Origin of the sequence: Bradyrhizobium sp. BRP56 (assembly GCF_020194035.1) — a bacterium.
GTDB lineage: Bacteria > Pseudomonadota > Alphaproteobacteria > Rhizobiales > Xanthobacteraceae > Bradyrhizobium > Bradyrhizobium australafricanum.
Genome location: NZ_JADYVV010000012.1, coordinates 129022 through 152886, shown reverse-complemented (window position 1 = coordinate 152886; position 23865 = coordinate 129022). Strand labels below are relative to the sequence as shown.

Annotated in this window: 19 protein-coding genes; 7 read left to right on the top strand and 12 right to left on the bottom strand. The window is 61.4% G+C overall.

What is annotated here, in order from left to right; translation table 11 throughout:
* Nucleotides 1-99 precede the first annotated feature (99 nt).
* From tnpB to I6F38_RS11580, 3 genes are all read left to right on the top strand, one after another.
* Entirely contained in the window at nt 100-294 is a 195-nt protein-coding gene (tnpB, locus tag I6F38_RS11590) for a transposase (protein WP_225160391.1), read from the top strand.
* Nucleotides 295-341: 47 nt separating this feature from the next.
* On the top strand, nt 342-2006 hold the full coding sequence (locus I6F38_RS11585; RefSeq protein ID WP_225160390.1) for an IS66 family transposase: 1665 nt from the start codon (nt 342-344) through the stop codon (nt 2004-2006).
* Between the two features lie 134 nt (nt 2007-2140).
* Nucleotides 2141-3325: a hypothetical protein gene (locus I6F38_RS11580; RefSeq protein ID WP_225160389.1), complete on the top strand. Its 1185-nt coding sequence runs from the start codon at nt 2141-2143 to the stop codon at nt 3323-3325.
* A gap of 17 nt (nt 3326-3342) precedes the next feature.
* Here I6F38_RS11580 and I6F38_RS11575 read toward each other — a convergent pair whose 3' ends face one another.
* The 3 genes from I6F38_RS11575 to I6F38_RS11565 form a co-directional block, all read right to left on the bottom strand.
* Entirely contained in the window at nt 3343-4725 is a 1383-nt protein-coding gene (locus I6F38_RS11575) for a hypothetical protein (RefSeq protein ID WP_225160388.1), read from the bottom strand.
* A 27-nt stretch (nt 4726-4752) separates the two neighbouring features.
* Nucleotides 4753-5874, bottom strand: coding sequence for a hypothetical protein (locus tag I6F38_RS11570; RefSeq protein ID WP_225160387.1), 1122 nt, complete (start codon nt 5872-5874; stop codon nt 4753-4755).
* 90 nt (nt 5875-5964) lie between these two features.
* Nucleotides 5965-6843, bottom strand: a complete 879-nt coding sequence (locus tag I6F38_RS11565) for a hypothetical protein (RefSeq protein WP_176936858.1) — start codon at nt 6841-6843, stop codon at nt 5965-5967.
* A 129-nt stretch (nt 6844-6972) separates the two neighbouring features.
* Between I6F38_RS11565 and I6F38_RS11560 the strand changes: the two genes are divergently transcribed.
* The gene (locus tag I6F38_RS11560) at nt 6973-7602 is read left to right on the top strand and encodes a hypothetical protein (protein WP_225160386.1); all 630 of its coding nucleotides are present in this window, start codon (nt 6973-6975) and stop codon (nt 7600-7602) included.
* 81 nt (nt 7603-7683) lie between these two features.
* Here I6F38_RS11560 and I6F38_RS11555 read toward each other — a convergent pair whose 3' ends face one another.
* From I6F38_RS11555 to I6F38_RS11515, 9 genes are all read right to left on the bottom strand, one after another.
* Nucleotides 7684-9270, bottom strand: a complete 1587-nt coding sequence (locus I6F38_RS11555; protein WP_225160385.1) for a class I SAM-dependent methyltransferase — start codon at nt 9268-9270, stop codon at nt 7684-7686.
* A 5-nt stretch (nt 9271-9275) separates the two neighbouring features.
* Nucleotides 9276-11912, bottom strand: coding sequence for a type VI secretion system ATPase TssH (gene tssH, locus I6F38_RS11550; protein WP_225160384.1), 2637 nt, complete (start codon nt 11910-11912; stop codon nt 9276-9278).
* Between the two features lie 96 nt (nt 11913-12008).
* Complete coding sequence (gene tssG / locus I6F38_RS11545; RefSeq protein ID WP_225160383.1) at nt 12009-13073, bottom strand: type VI secretion system baseplate subunit TssG; 1065 nt, start codon at nt 13071-13073, stop codon at nt 12009-12011.
* A complete protein-coding gene (gene tssF, locus I6F38_RS11540) occupies nt 13037-15004 on the bottom strand; it encodes a type VI secretion system baseplate subunit TssF (protein ID WP_225160382.1) in 1968 nt (655 codons plus the stop codon). The genes tssG and tssF overlap by 37 nt, the downstream gene beginning before the upstream one ends.
* 1 nt (nt 15005) lies before the next feature.
* A complete protein-coding gene (gene tssE, locus I6F38_RS11535; RefSeq protein ID WP_141339669.1) occupies nt 15006-15554 on the bottom strand; it encodes a type VI secretion system baseplate subunit TssE in 549 nt (182 codons plus the stop codon).
* Between the two features lie 68 nt (nt 15555-15622).
* Entirely contained in the window at nt 15623-16108 is a 486-nt protein-coding gene (locus I6F38_RS11530; RefSeq protein WP_028339372.1) for a type VI secretion system tube protein Hcp, read from the bottom strand.
* Between the two features lie 52 nt (nt 16109-16160).
* A complete protein-coding gene (gene tssC / locus I6F38_RS11525) occupies nt 16161-17663 on the bottom strand; it encodes a type VI secretion system contractile sheath large subunit (RefSeq protein ID WP_018272201.1) in 1503 nt (500 codons plus the stop codon).
* 17 nt (nt 17664-17680) lie between these two features.
* A complete protein-coding gene (gene tssB / locus I6F38_RS11520) occupies nt 17681-18208 on the bottom strand; it encodes a type VI secretion system contractile sheath small subunit (RefSeq protein WP_225160381.1) in 528 nt (175 codons plus the stop codon).
* 128 nt (nt 18209-18336) lie between these two features.
* Nucleotides 18337-19650, bottom strand: a complete 1314-nt coding sequence (locus I6F38_RS11515) for a type VI secretion system ImpA family N-terminal domain-containing protein (RefSeq protein ID WP_225160380.1) — start codon at nt 19648-19650, stop codon at nt 18337-18339.
* A gap of 350 nt (nt 19651-20000) precedes the next feature.
* On the opposite strand from I6F38_RS11515, the gene tssI reads away from it, so the two are divergent.
* Genes tssI through tagH form a run of 3 tightly spaced genes read left to right on the top strand, consistent with a single transcriptional unit; the run spans nt 20001 to nt 23827 of the window.
* The gene (gene tssI, locus I6F38_RS11510) at nt 20001-21869 is read left to right on the top strand and encodes a type VI secretion system tip protein TssI/VgrG (RefSeq protein WP_225160379.1); all 1869 of its coding nucleotides are present in this window, start codon (nt 20001-20003) and stop codon (nt 21867-21869) included.
* Between the two features lie 5 nt (nt 21870-21874).
* Nucleotides 21875-22438, top strand: coding sequence for a hypothetical protein (locus tag I6F38_RS11505; protein WP_225160378.1), 564 nt, complete (start codon nt 21875-21877; stop codon nt 22436-22438).
* Between the two features lie 12 nt (nt 22439-22450).
* On the top strand, nt 22451-23827 hold the full coding sequence (gene tagH / locus I6F38_RS11500; protein ID WP_225160377.1) for a type VI secretion system-associated FHA domain protein TagH: 1377 nt from the start codon (nt 22451-22453) through the stop codon (nt 23825-23827).
* Nucleotides 23828-23865 lie beyond the last annotated feature (38 nt).

Here is a 23865-nt window from a genome sequence, read left to right as displayed (position 1 = left end):
AAGCTGTTTGCTCATTGGGCGAGGTTGAGTTCTGCTTCGGTACTTGTTGAGAGCCGTATGACGTGAGAGCGTCACGTACGGTTCGGAGAGCGGCTCCGGGTGCAACTCCCGGGGCCGACTCACCATGGCCAGGGAGCATGCCTGTTCACCAAGAGACTCGAGAGAGGAAAGTTCGTCTGGCCATCGGTTGCGGGTGAAGCTGTGACGATCTCGCCGGCTCAGATGAGCTACCTGTTGTCCGGAATCGATTGGCGTAACCCTCAAGAAACCCATCGGCCGACGCGGGTCGGATAGCCGCTTTTACGATTTGAATCTGCTGCTCGATCTGATTCAATGGCTTCATGACATCGAAGCCGGACGATCTTCCTTCTGACCTCGCGAGCGCCTACCTTGCGCTGCTGGCCGAGCGAGAGACGTTGCAGGCTGAGCGCGATGTCGCCGTCGCGGATGCCGCCAGTGCGCGGGCGGAGCTGTCGGACAACGAAGCGCTGATCGCACATCTTGAGCTGCGGATCGAGAAGCTCAAGCGCGAACTGCACGGGCAGCGATCCGAGCGCTCGGCACGGCTGCTCGAGCAGTTGGAGTTGGAGCTCGAGGAACTCGTAACCACGGCGAGCGAGGATGAGCTTGCCGCTCAGGCGGCGGCGGCGAAGACGCAGAACGTCCGTCCCTTCACGCGTAAGCGGCCGGTGCGCAAGCCTTGGCCGGACGATATCGAACACGAGCGCGTCGTCGTTGAAGCTCCAACGACCTGCGCCTGCTGCGGTGGATCACGGCTGGCGAAGGTCGGCGAGGATGTGACCAAGACGCTGGAGGAGATCCCGCGCCGCTTCAAGGTCATAGAGACGGTACGCGAGAAGTTCACCTGCCGCGATTGCGAGACGATCAGTCAGGCGCCTGCGCCGTTCCATGCCACGCCGCGCGGCTTCATCGGTCCACAATTGCTGGCGACCATCCTGTTCGACAAGTTCGGCATGCATATCCCGCTCAACCGCCAAAGCGCGCGCTTCAAGAGCGAGAGGATCGACCTGTCGTTGTCGACGCTGGCGGACCAGGTCGGCCACGGGACCTTCGCCGTCATGCCGCTCTTCCACCTGATCGAACGCCATGTGCTCGCTGCCGAGCGCCTTCATGGCGATGACACTACCATCCGGATCCTGGCGAAGGGCAAGTGCACGACCGGACGGATCTGGACGTATGTACGGGATGATCGGCCCTTTGCCGGGCCTGCGCCGCCTGCGGCGGTCTATTACGCCTCGGGTGACCGACGAGGCGAGCATCCCCAGAAGCATCTGGTCGCCTTCGCCGGCATCCTGCAAGCCGATTGCTACAACGGCTTCGAGCCGCTGTTCGATCCGCAGAAGAAGACACTACCAATTACGCCGGCGTATTGCTTTGCCCATGCCCGGCGAGGCTTCTTCGAGCTGGCTGACATCGAGAAAAATGCTCGGGAGGGCAAGAAGGGTAAACCGGTCTCCCCGATCGCACTGGAGGCGGTCAAGCGGCTGGACGCGTTGTTCGAGATCGAGCGCGCCATTAACGGCTGCGGCGCCGACGAGCGGCACGCCGTGCGCCAGGAAAAGAGCAAGCCGCTCCTCGGGGACATGCACGCCTGGCTGCTGCGTGAGCGCGAAACCCTCTCTCGCTCGTCCGAGGTCCTGAAGCCCATGAATTACATGCTCAGGCGCTGGGACAACTTCGCCCGCTTCCTCGACGATGGCAGGATCTGCTTGACCAACAATTGCGCTGAGCGCGCATTGAGAGGCATCGCCCTGGGAAGGCGCAACTGGACCTTCGCCGGCAGCCAGCGTGGTGCCGACCGTGCCGCCATCATGCTGACGATGATCACGACCTGTCGTCTCAACGACGTCGATCCCAAGGCCTGGCTCGCCGACGTCCTCGCCCGTATCGCCGATCTTCCCACTTCGCGTCTGCACGAACTGCTGCCCTGGGAATGGAAGCTTGTGCGCCAGGCTGCAGAGCCCTCCGATCAGCGGGCCGCCTGATCTTCACCCAACGCCATCATAGCGCTCTCGAGACCCGCGCGCATGCTTCGATCGGGCGGCCCTCGTCGTGTGCGTACGTTCTTCATCAGTTGCGTTCTTGTGGGGCCGGACGTGCTCGCCTCGGTGGTCCCGCCATGCCGGCCAAACGGCGTGAAGGTCAGCTCAGGGCGCAAGCCCGCAGCCGGAAAGATCTTCTTCGAAATGCGCTCGGCTTGAGTCGGCATTCGTCCTTGCTGCTCCACGACACGAAGCGAAATCAACTGCCTCGCAAAGCCAATTTCCGCTATCTTGCTCGCTCAACCGGACACGATGATCCCGGATGGATATTCCCGGCGCGATGGACCGGGCGAGATCCCGTCGGCGGATTAGGGGTGGGGGGAGCCATGCCGAGCTTCGTTCAGTTCCTGCAGAATTCGGGTGTGTACGCTGCGCAAAATTTCATGATCGTTCCTCGGGGAGGCTTCAACCTGGTCTGCCTCCGCGACAGCAAGGACGTTGGCCTGTCGTATGATCGCAATCGATTGCTGGTCGAGGATGTGCGGCTCGATGACGTCGAACGTGTCGCTCAGGAATACATCAAGACCCGCTTCAGGGAGCAAAAAGGCCAGGAGCGCGACGACCAGTTGCTGCGTCTGCGGACAGCGCTGTATGCCACCGCACGGCCGGACGGCCCTGCGCGCGGCCTCAAGGTCTCGCCCAAAGATAAAGGCATTCCCGAGCTTAAAGCCGTACGCGGCAGCACAAGCATCAAGTTGGATGTCGCCATTCTGCCGCGCAAGGATTTCACGATCGCGTTCAAATTCCTCAGGCACCTCGATCAATCCGGCAATCTGATCAACGCCACGAAATGGACGCCGGACGACGTGCCCTGGTTCCTCACCAAGCTGAACTGGACGTTCGGGGCTCAGGCAAATATCTTTTTCACCCCGGCAGAGGCGACTTGGATGACGGTCCAGAAAGCCCTGGGGCCAAAAATCTCGCGGGATGTTTTCCGCAAGGAAATCGTCCCATTCAAGGTGCGCGGCGCCGATCTCACGTGCTTTCTCGTCGGCGACTATGACGCAATGGATAACGAGGCGGCTGGGGAATATCTGCCCGACGAGCAGGTCTTCGTGGTTGTCGATCAGGGCAATCCACCCGTGTTCGACTATGGCGAGGCGTTCATTGGCGTCATGGCGCACGAGGTCGGTCACTTCCTGCACCACAAGCGGAACATTCCCGGCAGTGGGCACCACAATCGAAGCGGCATTTTGCTTTCCAGCGGCATGGAAAGCCTGTCCCTGGACAAGCAACTCGTCACCGACCTCAACGCGTGGTGAGAGCGCTCGTTCTCCACTCACGCTTTGGCAGCAATGTACCCGTAATAATTCATAAGGAAGTCCCCAATCGAGAGAGGCTTCTGAGCGCCACCCTTGCCCGGATGCGGGATTGCGTAATCTCCTTTGCCCCATGTGAAGATCGTTGTCGTCACGTTTCCGCTCGACACTTGTATCCTGTCACGCAAGACGACCCAGTGCCGCGTCAACACCGAGCCTTCATCCGACTGGTCGTCATATTCGATCATGTTGGCGCTTATGAACAGGCATACGCGGTATCCACTGGCGAGCAGGGCGTTGGCTTCGTTGACGCTGTCGAGGCCTTTGCTGAATTTCAGATTGGTCTCCTCGCGCACGTCCTGGTATCCGGCCTTGCGGAACCATTGCTCCATTTCGCTCGGCAAGGTGATCCCCGCGACGTCGCTTATTCTGCCGGTGTCGTCAAAATCGAGGAACCAATTTTCGGAGTCGCGAATGGAGGCGCAAGTCAGCCAATCGACGTGGTCCAGCGAGTAGGGCGGCGTGTAGTTTTTCACGTCCTTTCCCGGCTTGATCAGCAGGCGGCCGAGGTTCGCCTGCCCCTTCTGATACAGATCGATGGCGAACCGCGCATATTGCCCTGGCTTGTCGGATGCGTAGCTGAACATCAGCGCGGACGGACCGCACATGCTCGCTTGATCCTGATCTATGAGGCTCGGCTTCGCAATTCGCCTGAGAATGCCTATCCCGACGCGGTGCGGGTCGAGCTTCGGAAAGAATGTGGTCCTCGTGTTCTTGAGGAAATCGCAGACCATCTCCGCGGCGAGCTTCTTTTGATCCGAGTTGAGGTCGTACGGTCCAACCCCGAGCCACTTCTTCTTTTCGTCGCCGACGAAGAGCGTGATGAGTTTCTTCGAAGTCGGAGAAAGCGTTCTGGAGGTGTTTGCAATGGTGGTCAGGTCGTCCAGCTCGAATGCGGTGACCAGGCCGTCCGTGACGGTCGCCCTGATAATGTCGACGACTTCCGCGTAGTCTAGCTTGGAATCGTCGAGCAGACCCTTGCGAAGTGCGGCATCGACGGATGGCGTCGCGATCCCGTCCCATTGACCCTTTGGAGGAGGAGGCTTGGCGGCTGCCTTGGTCGCGAGGTCGACCAGCCGAGTGAAGGTTGGCCCGCCGGGCCGGATATAGCCGTCCGGCGTGCCCGGGAAGTTCTTTTTCTGGAAGTACAGGATCGAGTTGTAGAGGCTGTCGCTGGCGTGACCCGTCACGACCATTTGCGGTTTGAGCGTGGTCTCAGCTCCTCCGTCGGAAATGGCGATCTTGTTGAGCAGCGAGATGACCAGCTCCTGGTCTTGCTTCCAGTTCTGGCAGCTGCGACCCGTCGCGGCAAACCGACCGACTTTGTCTTTCAATTGCGGCATGAGCAATCACCAGCAATATGATCGTTTTCAGTGGCGGATTGCGGGCTCGACTATCGCGTTGGTGGTCGGCTGAAGTGTCCAGGCAAGCTTGTCGATGAACTCGTACTCAAATAGCGCCTGCGGATCGGTTCCGAAATAATATCCATACTGATGCAGAATCTTGGAGCCCTTGGCGACCATCTCGCGCTTCCATTTCAGGTCCTTGGCAGAGCTGAACTGAAATCCAATCACCACCGCATAGTTTTCGTACGCTTCGGCAACTTGCAGAATGGTCGCGCGCGTCAGGATGCCAGCCGGGTCTTCCAGACCTTGAACTCTGAACGCGGTGATGCGGTTCATCAGATTTGATGCAACCTCCTCCTCGGACCAACCCATGACGCCCGCTGCAACGCCCTTTGCGAAGCCTTCCTTGATGAACTTGACTTGAATGTTCTTGAGCGCCTCCCGAGCCGCGACCTTGTCGGCCACCATAAGGACCAGATCAGGAATCATCGCAGCGATATTCTCTGCCTTGAAAGCCTCCTTTAAACCCGCCTTGAAGCCGGCCTTGGCCGCGCTCCAAAATCCTTCGCCAGCGACGGAGCCTGCCGGCGGCGGCGGGACCTCTGGCGGGGTCGGTGTGTTCCGCGGGACTTTCAGTCTCACCTCCGGTGCCCGGAAGTCGAGCGCTTGAACGCCTCTCCTGCGCATAGCAATGAGCGTTCCTCCGCTGTCCCTAGTCAGCAACACCGGATTCTTGATGCCGCGAGCCACTCCGCCCGCCCTGACCTGGGCGACCACATCGGAATCGAACGCGGAAAGCCCGTGATTCAAACCCTCGTTGCCCCACTTCCAAACTTGCGCGCGAGGCACCTGGGTCATCATCTTGTCTTCGACGATCCGCAAGTCAGTGAGCAATTTTTCCCCGGACTGAGCGCGCGCTCCCTTTAGAAATTCAAACTTGACCCGGGGTGAGATCAGGACCTCGTGACCGTCCTTGGCCAGATTGAGAATTTCATTCTCAAAGCGTCGGCTGAGCGCTTTCTCGGCGGCGCTCGCCGCAGCTCTTTGCCCGTTCTGTATGTCTATAAGAATATTGGTATCGAGCCAGACGGGGGGCTTTAAGGGCGCCATTGCAACAACACCATTGGCATAAACTGTAGGACGCATTTTGCGTCGGCGAGCCTATCCCTCAGTCGCGTCTGCTGAAGCGCCGGTTCAAGCGGCTCTGCCGCACCCTCGATCGCAGACATGCGATCGTCAGCGCGCGCCTTTCGGCTTGGAGCCAAGCAGATCGTGCGTCCCACTGACGCTTAACGTTCCCGAGCACTCGAATCCCCCGAAAATTCCACAGGAGCCGGTGACGGTGACGCGCAGGTCCTTGCGTTGATACAGGTCGACCGAAACGCCAAATCGCGAAAAATCATTGGCGCTGTTCGGCAGGATCAGGTCGATGTGATCGATCGCCCAGCGCGGCAGGTGAGGATTGCTCTTCCAGAACAGTTCATTGACGGCGTGGTGTCCGAAATTCGGTCCGACCGTGAGGGCGCCGTCTGCGCCCTCGAACACGAAGCCGGTCTCGTCGATGTGAACATTGACCCGGTCCGGCGCTACCGCGAAATGCAGCGACGTGATGTCTTGCGGCGCCGGGTCCTTGCCGAACTGCGCACTATAGCCGTCGCTCCATTGCCCTCGGCCGCGCCCGAGCCCGAAGCCGTGCCGGCCCGGAAGGTCTCGCGTCGAAAGCGGCCGGTCGGATAGCTTTGGGCGCCAGATCTCCCGGAATCCCTTGCCGATTGTGGCTGCCATCGACAGATCAAGGGCCCAATGCGACGGCTTCTCCGGGCTTTTGCCTTCGGCGAAGGCGTCGAATCCGTCGGACGTCTTGGCAATGCGCAGCGTCTTGATCAGGTCTTCCCAGTCCTTGGGCAGGAACGTGACGCCGTCGAGCGTGCTCGTCGCGGCCGCGACGCCATATTTCTCCAATTGGCGTCGGATATAGGCCTTTTCGTCATAGAGGCGGACATTGGGATTCGGCCCCGCGAAATATTTCGACAGATCGATCTGCGGCCGGAGCATGGTCAGCCGCGCCGCGATCTTGCGGTAAGTGTCGGTTGTGGTCGGGTCGGTGGTCGTCACGGAGCTGCCCTCCGAGTGAAAGCCAGTCTCCGATTTGTCTGGTCCGGGCGGTGCCGGGTTCAACTGAACCTCCCAACCGGAAACGCCGACCACCATTCGTGGAGCAGTGTCAACAGCAAGGACGATCCGATGTCACTTCGGAGCAGGGTGCTAGACGTACTCAATGGCCCGGCGGTCGCGCGCATTCGCTTCCGGTTTCCGATCCGTGGCAGCCACGTGACGATTGCACCGCAAACGTTCCATCACGTCGCTCGCGCGATCCGGTTGGGACAGGTCAGCGTCAGAGTTCCGACGGACCTCGCGGCAAATGTTGCGGCACAATATAACGACGTCGCGCGGACCCGGGCGGACGGTACGGTCGTCGCGGCGAATACGCTGGAGGTCGTGTCGGCGACGGGGCGAATGGACGAAGCCTATATCGTCCACGAGGCCTTGCATGCGGCTTACGATCTGCTGCGTACCGGCCTCGACGGCAATGCGGAGGAGGCGTCCGCCTATGTCTGTACCGCGCTCTACTGCCGCATGACAGGCCTGCCGCGACCCCGCTGGGCGAACGGCCCGATCTACGCCAATGCCGCGGAGGTCGCCCGAACGTTGCTGTCGCAATATCAGAAGGGTGATCCCGGCATTCCCTGGGTCGGCGACCATGAATGGCAGATGCTGCGCGCCGGTGTCGGCCTTAGTGCGGTCTATGCCAGCGGACCCGGCGGCATTCTCACCGGATGGCTGCTCGGCCAACAATACACCCACGACGGCTGATCGCTGAGACTGTGTGCGCTCCGCAGAATGACGGGCCGGCTCCTTGCCGCCCGTCTTTGCTAAGGTCGACCGTTGAATGCCTCAGGCTACCAGCAAACCCAGCTTGCCGACCGTCGCCAGCGAACGGTCAACGCTTTGTCGGGTTGACAGCAGCAGCGGCTCGGCGGGCTGCCCGGCATCATTCGTTTGCTTGACCTGGACGGTCGGCCCGAAGGTTTCGGTCATTTCGGTTGTGATTTGCTCGATCGTCCGGGAGCCGTCGAGCAGCTGCAGAAAGTGGCGCGTCCTGTCGTCCTCCAACTGCACGGTCTGGTGAAGCAGATTGGTGACCAGCGGGCCGCTCTGCGCCTGTCTGCGGGCGAGCAGACTCGCCTGCGGACAATCCGTGACTTCTTTCACGAGAAACGGCCGTGATTTCAGAAAGGAGACCTCGCCGCTGCAGGCCAGGATATAGAGCGCTTCCGTCAATATCCGTTGGTCATCGGCTGTTTGCCGGCCTTCCAGCAGCGTCCGGGCGCCATCGAGCAGTTCAGTGAACGAGAGTGCGCGCGGCCAGGCCCGGCCGAGACAAAGATGTGCCGCCTTCAGGAGCGGATTGGTCACGGTGATTCGGCTGCCGTCCTGATTTTCAAATTCCATCTCGGAATCGTCGGTCAGGCAGGCGTCGGGGCGACGTGGGCTGGTGGTGCTCAGCAGATGGAAGGCGGTGATGAAGTCGAGATCGACCTTGCGGTCAAGGGAGATGCCTTCGTGGCAGAGCAACGTACGCCGAAACCCGTTGCCGTCGATGAAGTCCTGATACTGATCGCGCGCCATGAACTCGCTTTCGGGAAAGCGCTGCAGCGTGGCGCGGACCTCTTCGGTGTAACCGGCAAGATAGCGTCGTGAGAAATCGGCGTCGCTCAGATATTGCAGCCCATGTCGGCCGGCGTCTTCGACGACTTCGTGCAGCAGGAACGCCGTCGCGCCAGAATCGAGATCGTCGTGAAAAAGCAACTCGTCCGGAGCCTTGAGCACGCGGTTGCACTGGTCGCGCATGACTGTACCGTGCACCGAGCTGGACTTCGATCCTTCGCTGAGAAATTTCACGATGGCGCGAGCTTGTCCGACTTTCTCCTTCATCCCGGTGATGCGCCGGGTGTGGTAGCGCATCATGTCGCGGACCATGTCGCGAAGATGCGAGAACGGGTGCGCGTTATAACTGACGTAGCAGAGCCCCCGTGGCGCCAAATTCCGTTTGAAGATGGACATCATCTTCTCGCGCACGACCGGTGGTACCCATGAATATACGCCATGGGCGATGATGTAGTCGAACTGTCCGAAGGCAGCGTCGACATCCATGATGTCGCAATGCAGAAGCCTGATGTTGCTCAAGCCCAATGCGGCGATGTTCTGCTGTCCGCGTTCGATCGTAACGCCGCTCAGGTCGATACCGATGAACTCGCTGTCCGGATATTGAAAAGCCATCGGCAACAGATTGCCGCCAACGCCGCAGCCGAGCTCCAGGACCCGGCAGCGCTCGACCGGAGCCGGCTGCAGGCCGTAGACCGCAGCGATCGTCGCCAGATGGTTCGGGTGGGTGAGCCCGTAGACATGCCCGGGATAATACACCTCATCGTATGGTGTGGTGCCGGTGGTCGGCTGGCGGTGCTCGGTCTGGATGTTCATCGCAGTCAGTTCCACGAATATGCAAACTTGTCGTTCACGATCGAGACGCGCGTCTGCTTGACCTCCTCCTTGGCGAGAGACTTGCTCAGGAATTCGCGCGACAGTTCGGGCAACAGCGTGTTGGTGATGATGTTATCGATCATCCGCCCGCCGGAGTCCGGATCGTTGCAACGGGATACGATGTGCTCGACGACTGCATCGTCGTAGCCGAAGGCAGCCTTGTGATTATCGCGGAGGCGCTGTCCGATCCGGTCGAGCTGCAATCTGACGATGCCGGCAAGCATCTCGTCCGAAAGCGGAAAGTAGGGGATCGAGACAATGCGCCCAAGCAATGCGGCAGGGAACACCTTCAGCAATTCCGGCCGCAGCAGCCTGGCGAGTTCTTCCGGCTCGTTGCGATACTTCGGATCGCGCGCCAGGCTCATGATGAGATCGGTGCCGACGTTCGTGGTCAGAATGATCAATGTGTTCTTGAAATCGATTCGCCGGCCGTTGCCGTCCTCCATGACTCCCTTGTCGAACACCTGAAAGAAGATCTCATGGACGTCGGGATGGGCCTTCTCCACCTCGTCGAGCAGGATAACGCTGTAGGGCTTGCGCCGGACCGCTTCGGTGAGCCGGCCGCCTTCACCATAGCCGACGTAACCCGGAGGTGCGCCTTTCAAGGTCGAGACCGTATGCGCCTCCTGGAACTCCGACATGTTGATCGTGATCATGTTCTGCTCGCCGCCATAAAGGGTTTCGGCAAGCGCGAGGGCGGTTTCTGTCTTGCCCACGCCGGACGGTCCGGCCAGCATGAAAACGCCAATCGGCTTGGACGGGTTGTCCAACTTGGCGCGGCTGGTCTCGATTCGTTTCGCAATCATCGTCAGCCCGTGGGACTGGCCGAGCACGCGGCGATTGAGAATTTCGGGCAGCTTCAGGACGGTCTCGATTTCGTCGCGCATCATTCTGCCGGTCGGGATACCCGTCCAGTCGGACACGACAGAGGCGACCGACTGCTGGTCGACATGGGCATAGATCATCCGCTTTTCCGGATTGATGCCCTCCAGTGTCTCGAACTTGCCGCGCAACTCGACGCGTTTGGTGGCTCGATCTTCGTCTCCGTTCTCGGAGAGGATTTCGCGAATGCTGCGGATATCCTTGACGAGCTCCTGTTCCTTGGCCCAGTCGGCCTCCAGGCCGGTCAGCTTGGCCTTGAGCGCCGCAATGTCGCCGTCGATCGCTGTGATGCGCTCGCCGTTCTCGTCCCCGAGATCGCCGTCGCTGACCAGCGCCGATCGTTCGGCCTCGCGGGCCGCGATGGCGACGCGAGCGTCCTCGATCAGGGCCGGCGTCGCGCTTTGACTGATGGCTACCCGTGCTGAAGCTGTGTCCAGCAGGCTGACCGCCTTGTCCGGCAGCTGTCGGGACGGAATGTAGCGATGCGACAGGTTGACCGCGGTCACGATCGCGGCGTCCGAGATGCGAACGCCGTGGTGCTTCTCCATCGGGCCCAGGAGACCGCGCAGCATGATGCAACAGGTCTCGACATCCGGCTCATCGACCTGGATCGGCTGAAAGCGCCGTGTGAGTGCGGGGTCCTTTTCGATGTACTGGCGATACTCTGCCCAGGTGGTGGCGGCGATGGTCCGCAGCGTGCCGCGGGCGAGGGGAGGCTTGAGGAGATTGGCCGCGTCGCCGGTGCCGGCGGCGCCACCGGCCCCGATCAGCGTGTGCGCTTCGTCGATGAACAGGATAATCGGGGTAGGCGAGTTCTGTACCTCGTCGATCACCGAGCGCAGGCGCTGCTCGAACTCGCCCTTCATCGAGGCACCGGCCTGCATCAGGCCGATATCCAGCGCGCAGAGCCTGACGTTGCGCAGCGGCGGCGGCACCTCGCCGGCGGCAATGCGCTGGGCAAATCCCTCGACCACGGCAGTCTTGCCGACGCCGGCCTCGCCGGTGAGGATCGGATTGTTTTGCCGCCGGCGCATCAGCACGTCGATCAATTGGCGGATTTCGTCGTCTCGGCCGAGGATCGGGTCCATCTGGCCCGATCTGGCCTTGGCGGTCAGATCCTGGGAGAACCGGTCGAGCGGCGTCGTCCCCTTGGGATTCGCCCGGTCCGTACCGTCAGTACCGGCACCGGCCAATCCGGAGCCGTCCATCGGACGCATGGTCTCCTCCTCGGAGCCTGCCCAGATGGCGCGGTGCTCCGCAGCCAATGCGTCGACATTTATCTTGGCGAATTCCTGCGAGATGTTGTTGAGCGCACGACGGATCTCGTTCGATTTCAATCCGGCGACCAGGAGATGTCCGGTGCGGATCTGGGTCTCGCCGAAGAACAACGTGGCATAGTGCCAGCCACGGTCGAGAATATCGATGACCGAATTGGCGACGCCCGGCATGTCGGTTTCGTTCTTGCGGAAACCGTTGATGACGCCCGCGAGGTCCGACAGCAGCCGCGCGCGGTCGAGCTTGTAGTGATCCACCGATAGGCTGAGGTCGGTCCGCTCCTGTTGCAGGATGTGAAACAGCCAGTGCGCAAGCTCCACATTACGGTTGCTGACGCTCTTGGCGTGGCGCAGGGCCTGTATGAAGGCATCGTAGCCGGCCCGGTTCAGTTTGCCAGTCACGGCCTCAAGGCTGATATCGGTCACGATGGCGCCTCCTGCTCAATCCCGGACGATGCCGGGTCGTCGCGGAAATCGGCTCGAATTCCCATGATGTTAGGACAATCGGAGCGATGCTTAGGTTCAAATCGGCTGCTGATCAGTCGCAGCGTTGCGCCGGGCTCTGAGACGCTCGGCAAGGTGAAAGCGTGCATCGCGCCGATATTCCTCAGTCGAGGCCCAGTTCGGCGAAACCCAGCTGGTCCATCCGAGGCGTCCGCTCTGCCCCAGCTTCATCGGGACAACCGCTCCCGCCGGAATGGCAAGTTCCACCTCCCACTCGAGTTCGTCGCCGATGTAGAAGTAGACGGCGTCAGCCAGGGGCTCGGACAGGTTCGGCGCTTCGGTGGGCAGGAACTGCTCGTATTGAGCAAAATCCTTCACGAACACGCGAACCCTGATCTTGTCTTCGACACTGAACACACGCGAGCCCAGGAGCGCGTCGTGACCCAGCTTGGCGTGCGTCCCGCCGAGCCGGCTGCAATGGCTTGGGTCGAATGGGAGCCATGTGCCAACGAACTCGTCGATCTCGACCCTGACATCGAACAGCCCTTGCAGCAGCCGCGCCAGTCGTGATGCGGATTTCGCTCTGGGTGAAACCAGCCCGGCGAAGCTCAGCTTCGCCATGTCAGGCACGGTATCCCGATTGGCAAAAATATCGGAGCCGAGGCCGGCAAAGGAGCCGACATAGGCGATGAAGCGGTCGTCGGATGGCCGATCGTGCTGGGCGATCGGCCGTGCGTCTGCCCAGGCCCGAAAGAACAACTGCAGAAAGCGTCCATTCAGCAGATCGAGAAAGCGGGGGAAAGCGTCGTCCCGCATCAACTGCCAGCCGACGCTCTCGTCGGTGGTGGCCAGCGGCAGCGCGCCCTGCGGTCCGAGCAGGCCGAGGAATTTGACCAGAATTTTGAGCCTGCCATCACGATCGTCGACCGAGCTCAGATTGGAGGCGGGAAATTCCAGATAGGGGGTCTGACCGAGGTCGACAAACTCCTCGCGACGCGCTGCACTGTCGCCGATCCGCGGCCGATCCGGATTGCATCGCTCGAGCTGGCGGAGCGTCTGAAAGAAATCGAACCGCCAGGGTTCGGCCTTCATCTGGTCGATCAGCGTCACAGCGGCCTCCGGGTGCCCATGCGGGCCGGCCAACGCATGATCTCGCCGCGCTCCGGAGTCGAGATGACGGTCTGGGTGAAGGTGTTGAAGCCCGAATAGTCGGCGAAGAAGCGTTCCAGCACAGCCCCGAGCAGGAACACGCCGCTGCCTTCGAATGCCTTCTCGTCAAGAGTGACCGTGATCTCCAGGCCGCGCGCTGCGCCACTGCCGGTACGCTCACGCACCCGCCGCACCACGGGCCTGCTCTCGACGCTGCGCACGCCACGAATCTTTCGTTCCGTCGCATCGTCGAACTGGTCGGCGAATAAGGACAGCATCTCCCGCAGTGCTCCGGCGTTCTTGCCGCCGCTACGCTCCACGAGGCCGAGATAGTTCAAACTCAGCATGTTGATCAGGCGCCAGCTGACGACGCCGCTATTGGCGATTTCGCTGCGGCTGCGCAACTGCGCCACCACCGGCTCGCGTGGTCGGGTGGGGCCGGCGATGCACATCAGCTCAAGCGAGGTGTCGTCCAGCAGGCGAAAGTCGGCTCCGCCCTGGCCGACCGGCAGATGCTCCGTGAGATGCCGGTTGGAGCACAGCGCGCGGACGCTCAGCTCGGCGGCGGATCCGTCGCCGCTCGGGTCGCCGGGCTCGAGCAGCGAGAGGAACATGTCCGTCCCGGTATAGTCCGAGGCCGCGCCATAGGTCTTCTCTTCGACGGTGCGCCGCCGAGGCAGCCGACGAACCGTATAATAAAGTCCCTCGACCGATCCGGCCGTCCGGTCGACGGCGGCGGAGTACAACGGACGCACGCGGCGCTTGTCCTTTTCCGCCGGAAAGTGCGCGTAAACCTCCAGCACCTGGTGCGGCTCATATTCGAGATAGCGGCTTCGGTCGGGCACCACGTGGTATTCGTAGGTATTCGACTTGATCGGGATGCGATCGCTGGTCTTCTCGAACAGGTTGATCGCCGGGGCGGTGTAGAGACTGAACGTATCCGCCCGGACCGAGGCGGCGAGACGCGAGTTGTGCTCATCGAACGCGAAGACGATATCGATGGATTTGCTGCGTAACCGCGGCATCACAACGCGAAGCTGCGTCAGATTGACGCCAAGGAACTTGCGCGGAAACACGAAATATTCCCGTAATAGCTCCGAGCCGCGAAAGACCCGGTTGTCGTTCGGAAACAGGGATTCGTTCTCGCTGAAGCCGACCTGCTGCACACAGTCGTTCGGAGCCCGGATGACGACCGGATCGCCGAAATCGTCGAGATAGCGAAAATAGAGCCCGACGCAATTCGAGGTCAGTTGTTCGTAAAGTGCGATGGCATCCGACTCGGCGCCGGTCAGGTAGATGGGCAGTTCGCTGGTGCGGCAGCCGGCGAACCAGGTCTCCGGCTTGTTGCGAGTCTCGGCGTCCGCCGGCTCCTCGTCGAGCCGCGCGGCGGTACGGTGCGTCAAGGAGAGCCTGAGCCCGGCGATAACTTCTCCGCCGACTGGAATTCCGAGGGCCTGCAACGCGCCCGCGGTCGCGAAATATTCGGCGCCGGTGACGTCAAAAGGCCAAAGCACGATATCGCGGCAAAGCCGGAATCGGCAGGCGAGGCTCCGTTCCCTTTCGCGATAGTTCGCGTCGAAATAGGCGCCCCGCGCGATCTTCTTGCCGTCGCGCAACGCCGGATCGGCGTAGGTCGGCTGAATCTTGACCAGCATGGCGGACGGAGTCGGCGCGAGATAATTCGGAACCAACTGCTCAAGCAGGTTCGCGGTGAATTCCGGAAACTCGTGCTTGAGCTTGAGCTGGACACGAGCGGCGAGAAATGCAGCGCCCTCCAGCAGGCCTGAGATCATCGGATCCGAGCGGTCGCGGACCAGACCGCCGAGGCGCTCGGCGATACCAGGATATTCCTCGGCAAAACCTTCCGCGTGCTCGTACAGCAGCGACAGTTCACGATTGTAGAAGTCGAGGAATTCGCGGTTCATGCTATAATCGGTTGATCTGTATATCGCCGCTGTCGAGGTCGACGTCTGCGACGAATTCCACGGGCACGTTGAGCGGTTCGCACTTCAGATCGGAATGCACGACAAAGCGCAGCTTGAGCTGCTCGGGGCCCACGGAGGTGTCGCGCCGCACCCGGATGGACTTGCGATCGAGTCTCGGCTCGTAGGTCGTGAGCGACATGCGCAGGGCATCGCTGAGCTCCTCGTCGGTGACTTCGTCGATCGAACGGTTCGCGATATCGGGGAAACCATAGTTCAGGATCGAGGTGCGGACGCAGCCGCGACCGGTCAGGTCAAGCGTCGATTCGAGGGCAATGGTATTGAGGAGTGTTTCGACGTCCTGCGAAACCTCGCGCCTCAGCAGCGTCTCCGAGATCGGGAAACGACCAGCGCTGCGCCGTCCCGCTATCACTCGCTCACCGAACTGATCGCGCAGTTCGAGTGGTTTGCGGGCATCGCGAGCGTCATGAGCCGCACGAAAGGCCAGCATCAATGGCGGAGAGAGCCGGTCCTTCCTTGGCGTAACGGTCATTGACGGTCCCCGTACAGCCGGCGCCGATTGCCGCTATTGGCAACCGGCGCCGGGCAGGAAGCCTGCGATCAGGCCCATTCCTTGTTGGCCGCAACGTCCCATCCGAACACCGGAGACGCGCCGGCGCCGCCTTTTTCGGTCTGGGTCTTGTAGGTCATTTTGACCTTCTGGAAGTTCAGGCTGACGTTTTCGGTGAGGCGATCCTCGCCGTGCGATCCGCCCGTCGAGACGCTGGAAACCAGAACGTGCTTCATCTCGATCTTGAGATATTCGAGCGGATGTTCACCGGCCTTGCGGACCGTGAGAATGGCGCTGTCGATGTGCTTTCCATTGGCGCAGACCTTGAAAAGCTCGGGTGTCGCCTTGTCCACGAAGTGGGTGAAGTGGAGGTCTTGAACGGCGACCTTGCCGGCGCCGCCGCCCGATCCGCTGTGGAACGTGCCGCTTTGGCTCTCGCCGAACGACCAGCTTAAAATGTCGATTTCTTCCTTGTGTTTGTCGTCGAGCGACTCGCCCTTGATCGGATCGAGTTTCAAAAAGATGTCGACAGCCATAGCGTAGCCCTTTCAAAATTCTCTGATGAGTGACGGTTGCGATAGCGCGGCGTCAGGAGCTCGGGCCTGGCAGGCGCGAAACAAGACTGAGACCGACGTCCATCGCTTCCAGTTGAAAGTGGGGACGGAGAAAGAAGCGCGCGTTGTAATATCCCGGGTTCTCCTCGTTTGCTATGACCTCAACCTTCGCAGCGGCCAGCGGCTTGCGCGCTTTCTGAGCTTCTGACGACAAGGCCGGATTGGCATCAACGTATTCGTTGATCCAGGTCTGCAGCCAGACCGTCAGCTCATCCTTTTCCTTCATGGATCCGATCTTGTCGCGAACCATGCACTTCAGATAATGCGCAAAGCGGGATACTGCGAACATGTAGGGCAGGCGTGACGACAGGTTGTCGGACGCGGTTGCATCCACGCCCTTGTCGCCGAAATACTTCTTCGGCTTATAGAGCGACTGGGCGCCGATGAAGGCGGCCTTGTCGGTGTTCTTGCGATGGATCAGCGGGATCAGTCCCGCCTTTGCAAGCTCGTGCTCGCGACGATCGCTGATGGCGATCTCGGTCGGGCATTTCAGGTCGACGCCACCGTCGTCGGTCGGGAACGTATGCGTCGGCAGGTTGATGACCTCGCCGCCGGACTGGACGCCGCGGATGCGCGTGCACCAGCCGAACTCCTTGAAGGCGCGGTTGATGTTGACCGCCATCGCATAGGCGGCGTTGATCCAGCCGTATTTGTCACCGGTGTGCCCGTCCGTCTCCTCTTCGAAGGCGAACTCTTCCACCGGCTCCGATTTGGCGCCGTAGGGGAGGCGGCCCAGTGCGCGCGGCATGCACAGACCGAGATAGCGCGAGTCGTCCTGATCGCGCAGTCCCTTCCATGCGGCGTATTCCGGCGTGTCGAACACCTTGCCGATGTCGCGAGGGTTGGACAGTTCGGTCCACGAGTCCATTCCCATCAGCGTAGGCTCGGCGCCGCTGAAGAAGGGGGCGTGCGCGGCGCCGGCGATCTTGCTGAGATCGCGGAGCAACTGCACGTCGGTGGGAAGGTGGCTGAAATAGTAGTCGCCGATCAGGCAGCCGAACGGCTCGCCGCCCAGTTGGCCAAATTCGTACTCGTAGATCTGCTTGAACAGCGGGCTCTGGTCCCAGCGCGCATCGGGATAAAGCCGCAGGTTCCGATACAACTCGTTCTTGGAGACGTTCATCACCCGGATCTTGAGGTTGGCGTCGGTCTCGGAATTGAAGACGAGGTAGTGGAGGCCGCGCCAGGCACTTTCGATCGCCTGGAATTCGGGCGCGTGCAGGATCTCGTTCATCTGCGCGGTCAGCTTCTGATCGATCCGCGCGATCATCTCCTCGATGGTGTCGAGCACGTCCGACTTGATGACGCTCGTATCCTTCAGCGCTTCCTGAACGAGCGTGGACACCGCGTTCTCGACTTCGGTCGCCGCACGTTCGGTGCGCGGCTTGAAGCTTTGCTTCAGCAGGGCGGCGAACTCGTCGGCCTCGACGGTCCCGACCTTGGTGGTGGTCTCTTTGTGGATTGCTTCTTTTGCCATGGTCCCCATTCCTTCCCTTAGCTGTTGCTGTCGGCTTCGGTGGACTGGCTGGTCGCGCGCTCGCGCAGTGCGGCCATCAGTTGAGGATCGGCGAGGAGCTTCTTCAGCTGATCCTCGGCGCCCACCTTGCCATCCATGTAGCGCAGCAGGTTGGCGAGCTGTTCACGCGCTTCGAGCAGCTTGGCCGTCGCCGGCACCTGGCGGGCGACCGCCACCGGCGTGAAGTCGGAGATCTTGTTGAAGCGCAGGTTGACGGAGATCTTTTCGTCGGACCCGTCGCTGAGACGGTTGGCGACGCGCGCCGTCACGCCGGGCTGGATCGCCGCCATGCGGTTGTCGAAATTGTCCATGTCGAACTCGAGGAACTTGCGCTCCTCGACCTTCGTCTTCTCGATGCCGGGGTTATTGCCGGAAAGATCGGACAGGACGCCCATGACGAACGGCAGCTCGATCAGCCGCTCGGCATCGTAGGGATCTTCGTAAGTGATGTGCACGCGCGGTGCGCGGTTTCGGCGAATGAATTTTTGACCGCTGTCGGTTGCCATTGGATTGCCCTCTTCACAAAAAAATCTCTGCGGAAGCCGACTTGCGCGACGCAGGCAGGGAAGTGCCTCGGTCTTTCGTCGGCGGAGCTTCCTTCCGTTCAGTTAGTCCCGTCGAACGGAAGGCGGGTTCAATTCGATTTATCGATCGCCTTCAGAGCGCCCTCGGGTAGCACTTCGTTCAGCAGGCTGAGGAAGTCTCGCTGTGCGAGTTCGCGTGCGCGATCGACCAGGAACGGGATCGGGCTGGACGGCTCTGCGGCCCGGAAGAAGGAGGCAACCTTGCTCAGCAAGTCCAATGCCTGCGCTCTGTTTTCTGCCGCAAAAACAGCATCTTGAGCCTCATTTTCGGCCGCGGATGGGAGCGAGGTGGCGAATTCGGCCATGCGTTCGATCGGCAGGTCGAAGACCTTGTCGCGACCGATATTGATGGCGGCGGTCTCCACGTGGGCCGGCATCAGCATCCGCATCACTTCGATAAACGATTTGCCAACCATGTCCTGTGCCTGCCGCACCAGCAACAGCGCCGGGCTCGACGGTTCCTTCCGAGCGAAGTAGTCGGCAGCCGCCGCTAGTGCCGCGGATGCCTGTCCGGGTGACGTCACTGCGCCGGCGATTTCGATCGGAGGCTGCCGGTCGTCTTGGGCGGTTTCCTCTGGGGATGAGGTAACTGCGGAAGGATCGCGTGCGGTCACCAGAGCTGCGAGCCAGCTGGACAAGCCGTTCGCGACGCCCGCCAGCCGGTCGAGACTGATGGGTTGCCCCGAGTTCAACTTTTCGTGCCAACCCGATTTGATGCCGGCGATCTCGGCAGCGACCGCCGAACAGCGGGCGCTCACCGCCTTGAGGGTGTCGAGGTCGGTCTCGGCGACGATGCGCTCGATGGTTCCGAGATCTGGCATGTCGACATCGGCATCGCCGGCGGGAATTTCGCCCTTGGCAATCTGATAGGCTCGGTAGTTGAGGCTGCCGTGCCGTCGATTTTCGATCAGGGGAAGGAATTGGAGCGGGTTGATCACCGTCGGAAACACGTCGATCGCCTCGATGGTGACGGCGCGAAAGGCATAGTCGCCATCCTCACCCCTCGGGTGAACCGCTTCCCATTGTTCGCGGAGCAGCAGGGTGGTTGCCCGCAGGCAGCTGAGGAAGCCGTCGAGGTCGCGGTTCAGGATGGAAAACTTGGCGAGCAGCATGGTCAGGCGCAGATCGCGGGTGCGAGCCAACAGGGGCTGGGCAGCGGCGAACTGGCCGGCAATATCGATGGCCTTCGGGTCGAAGCGTCCGCGCTCTCCGTTCGCGTTGACGACCTCGAAATACGACATCGGCAGCAGCGATTCCGCAGCTGCGAAGAAATTCAGGTACTGGACGTCGCCGGCCGCATCGAGGTCGGGCCCGCAGGGATCGTCCGGGTCGATAGGCTGGGTCAGGGATGCGACGTCGAGCATGCAAAGAGGATCCGTCTGCGAGGCCCTGGCCCCTCTACCAGGTCCATGACATCTGGCGGATCACGCGGGGGATCATGATCCGATTGACTAGTAGGTCAGATCAACGCCGGCCTCGGTTCATTCCCGCGATGGTGGCGGTTTCCCGTGAACCAGCAAGCGCTTGGAACCGACTACATGAGTGCCGCAGTGGCTTCCCCGGGCGGGTGCGTTGCCGCGTCAGGAGAGGTGACACCGAGCGGACTTGCCGGCCATCCCACCGATGGACGGCTCGGATTTCGGTCGTTCGTGCTTGACCGCCCGATGCGCCGGTTGCGCAGCTCGTGCGGTCAACGAGGGAGTTTAACGCCCACATGGGCCAGCTTACCCAGGATACCCGCCTCTGCGAGCTCAAGACCCCCCTTGGCAAGGACGTTCTGGTTTTTGCCCGGTTCGAGGCCGCCGAAGGTCTGAGTGAACTTTTCGAATATCGCATCGAATGTCTCAGCGAGGAAGCCGATCTCGACTTCGATCGGGCCATCGGTAAGCAGTGCACCCTCACCATCAAATTGCACGAGAAGGAACGCGAGTTCAGCGGCATTCTCACGGAAGCCCAATGGCTGGGGGTGAAGAACGACTATTTCAGTTACCGGATCGTGCTGAGGCCCTGGTTGTGGCTGCTGTCGCGGACCACCGATTGCCGGATCTTTCAGGACAAGAAGGCGCCCGACATCATCAAGGAAGTCTTCAACGAGCGCGGCTTCACCGATTATGAGTCCAAGCTTACCGAAGAGGGCTCATGTCCAAAGCTCGAATACTGCGTTCAATATCGCGAGACCGATCTGGATTTCGTGTGCCGGTTGATGGAGCAGCACGGGATCTACTACTTCTTCAAGCATGAGGGCGGCAAGCACACGCTGGTGCTGGCTGACTCCAAGTCCTCGCACAGTCCAATCAACGGTCTCGCGAAGATCCCCTACATCCCGCTCACCGGCTCCGATCGTCGCGGCGAGCAGCATATTTATGAATGGGCTTCCGAGCGCCGGTTCCGCACCGGGAAGATCGAGCTCAACGACTACAACTACCAGAAGCCCAACGCGCAGATGATCAGCGACGCCAAGGGCTCCGAGCACTACACGCGATCCGAGATGGAGTTCTACGACTATCCCGGCAAGTTCAAGGAGAAGTCCGACGGCGAGCGATACGCGAAGATTCAGCTCCAGGCCGAGCAGGCGATGGATCGGCGCCGCCGGGGCAATGGCGACGCCGTCAATCTGTTTCCGGGCGGACTAACCAAGCTCGAGAAGCACTCGAAAGACTCGCAGAACGTCGAATATCTTGTGGTACGGGCAGCTCACTCGTTTTCCATCGAATCCTATCGCACTGGCGGCCCCGGCGACGCCGGACAGCACGTCTACTTTGGCAGCTACGAATTTCTGCCGAGCGATCGGCCGTTTCGAACTCCCATGACGACGCCGAAGCCGAGGATCAACGGCATTCAGACAGCCAAGGTGGTGACCAAGGACGACAATTCGAGCGAGGAAATTGACGTCGAGTCGCTGGGCGAAATCTATGTTCGCTTTTTCTGGGATCGGAAGAAGAAGCGGTCGTGCCGGTTGCGCGTGGCGCAAGTCTGGTCCGGCAAGCGCTGGGGCGGTCAGATCATCCCGCGCGTCGGGCAGGAGGTGGTGGTGGAATTCCTGGAAGGGGATCCCGACCGGCCCCTGGTGATAGGAACCGTATACAACGATGAATACAAGCTGCCTTACGACCTGCCGTCCAAGAAGACGATTGCGGGTCTGAAGTCCGACTCGACCAAGGGAGGAGGCGGCTACAACGAATGGAACTTCGAGGACAAGAAAGGGTCCGAGAAGATCACCCTGCATGCCGAGAAGGACTACGACGTCACGGTCCGCGACACCGAGACCAGGACCATCGGTGAGGCGGCGTTCGGCGGCGACACCCGCAAGGCCACGCTCAAGAACGGCAACGACAAGCTTGATATCCAATTGGGCGGTCAGCACATCAAGCTGGCGATGGATCAGTCCGTCGATGCGGGCCTGAGCATCACCCTCTCGGCCAACGTCAACATCACCCTACAGGTTGGTCCAAGCCAGATCATCCTGTCTCCAGCCGGCATCGTCATCAACGCGCCGACCATCACCATGACCGCGCAGGCCGCCATGGCGCTCGCGGCCGGCGGCCCGTTGGTTGCCCACGGCACGCCAACCATTGTCGGCTGACAGCCATGAATCAGGTTCGGTTCAGCACAGTCCACGATCTCTTCGAAGCCTATCCGCTGGCGCGCTACGACGTCGGCAAAGCCGCTCCGGACAAGTTGTCGTTGGATTTCCTGCAGGAGGCGGCCGATGCGGGCAACTGGCACCAGGCTGTATCCTTCTGCGCGTATCTGCTCCCCAGGCGCGTGGCCGTCGCCTGGGGCTGTCGCTCGTTGCGGCAGATGTTCGACCATTTCGACGGCAATGAAGGCAGGTCGCTCAGTTTTGCCGAGACCTGGGTCCGGCAACCGGACGAGCAATCGCGCAACAAGGCTTTGGCGGTCGGCAACGCCAACGATCCCGAGCAGCCGGCGACCTGGCTGGCGCTGGCGGCGGGTTGGTCTGGCGGAAGCGTGGTTCCCGCGGAATTTGCACCGGTCGAAGCCAAGCCGGACCAGACAGCGCGAGCGGTTCGCGCAGCCCTTTTGATCGGCCTCTGCCGGCTTACCCGTGAGTCCAGGGACCGGATAATGACGGCCTGCCTGGAGGATGGTATTCAATTGGCACGCGGCGAACCGCGCCCTCCACGCTGACGAGACGATGTGATGGTGCTTCGCTTCAACATCGAGAACGAGCCGAACCTTCCGGACGGCGGCCCTATGTCATTTACTGTCACCGGAAGGCGTTCGGTCGACATTGGCCGGGACCGCCATCTCGACTGGACATTGCCCGATCCGGCACGGATGATTTCGGGGAAACATTGCGAGATCCACTATCGCGACGGCGGCTACTGGCTGCACGACGTCTCGACCAACGGCACTTTTCTCAACGGTGCCGACCAGCGTATGCGGGGAGCGCATCGGCTGCGCAACGGCGATCGGCTCGTCATCGGCCACTATGTCATTGGCGTTTCGCTGGACCTGGATGAGCCTGCCGAGGGCACTCCGAGCCATGGTGCGCAGCAGCAAGCTCCGCTCGCTCAGCAGCACGCCGATTACCAGGAACTGTGGGCTCCCGGTCGCGACGTGCCGCCGCCAATCGACCCGCAGCAGTTGCGAAAGCCGCGCGAGGCCGCGCGGCCCGTCAATCCGGAATTCCTGGACTGGGCAGCGAGCGTTCCCGCGGCGGGTGTGGATCCTGTCCGCCATTCGTCGCAGATGCCTCAACGCGAGCCGCCGCTGCACGACGACATGAGCTGGGCAGCCGGTCCGGTCGCCACGCCAAAACCGCCGGTCGACGTGGTGCACGCGATGCCGACGCCGCGCCGACCGTCGGTATGGGCCGACGACGACGCGGCAGTCCCGCCAGCGCCGGCGCCTTCACCGACAGGGCATGTGGGAGCGCCGCGGCCGCAACTGGCCGAGCCGGCACCGGCCACGGCCGCGTCGATCGGCAATCCGGAGTTTGCGCGCCTGGTCGCACGTGCTGCCGGGCTGCCGGACGGTTTCTTTGCCGACAAGACCGAAGCCGAGCTCGCGGAACAGCTCGGCCTCATCCTGCGCATGACCGTGGAAAACTTGATGGCCCTGCTGCAGGCGCGGACCCAGGCCAAGCAGCTGACGCGCAGCACCAGCCAAACCACCATCCAGGCTATCGAGAACAATCCGCTGAAATTCTCGCCGACCGCGGAAGACGCGATGCGTATCCTGTTCGGGCCGCCGACGCGCAGTTACCTCGATGCGCCGCATGCCTTCGCCCAGGGCTTCAAGGATCTCAAATCCCATCAATTGAAGACCTATGCGGCAATGCAGCATGCCGTCCGTGGACTGATCGCCAGTATCGATCCGACGCTGATGGCGCGCGAGCTCGAGCTTCAGCGCGGCGCAAGATCCCTGTTTGGCTCGAACAAGAGCAAGCTCTGGGATGAATTTTTGACGCGCTGGAACGCGCATCTCGGTCGCGACGAAAGCGCGCCGATCGATACCTTCATGCTGCATTTCTCCGAATATTACGACCGCGCAGACAAGTCGGGGTCAAAGTGAACTGTCGGTGACGATGCAGTCGCCGATCATTGCCAAGT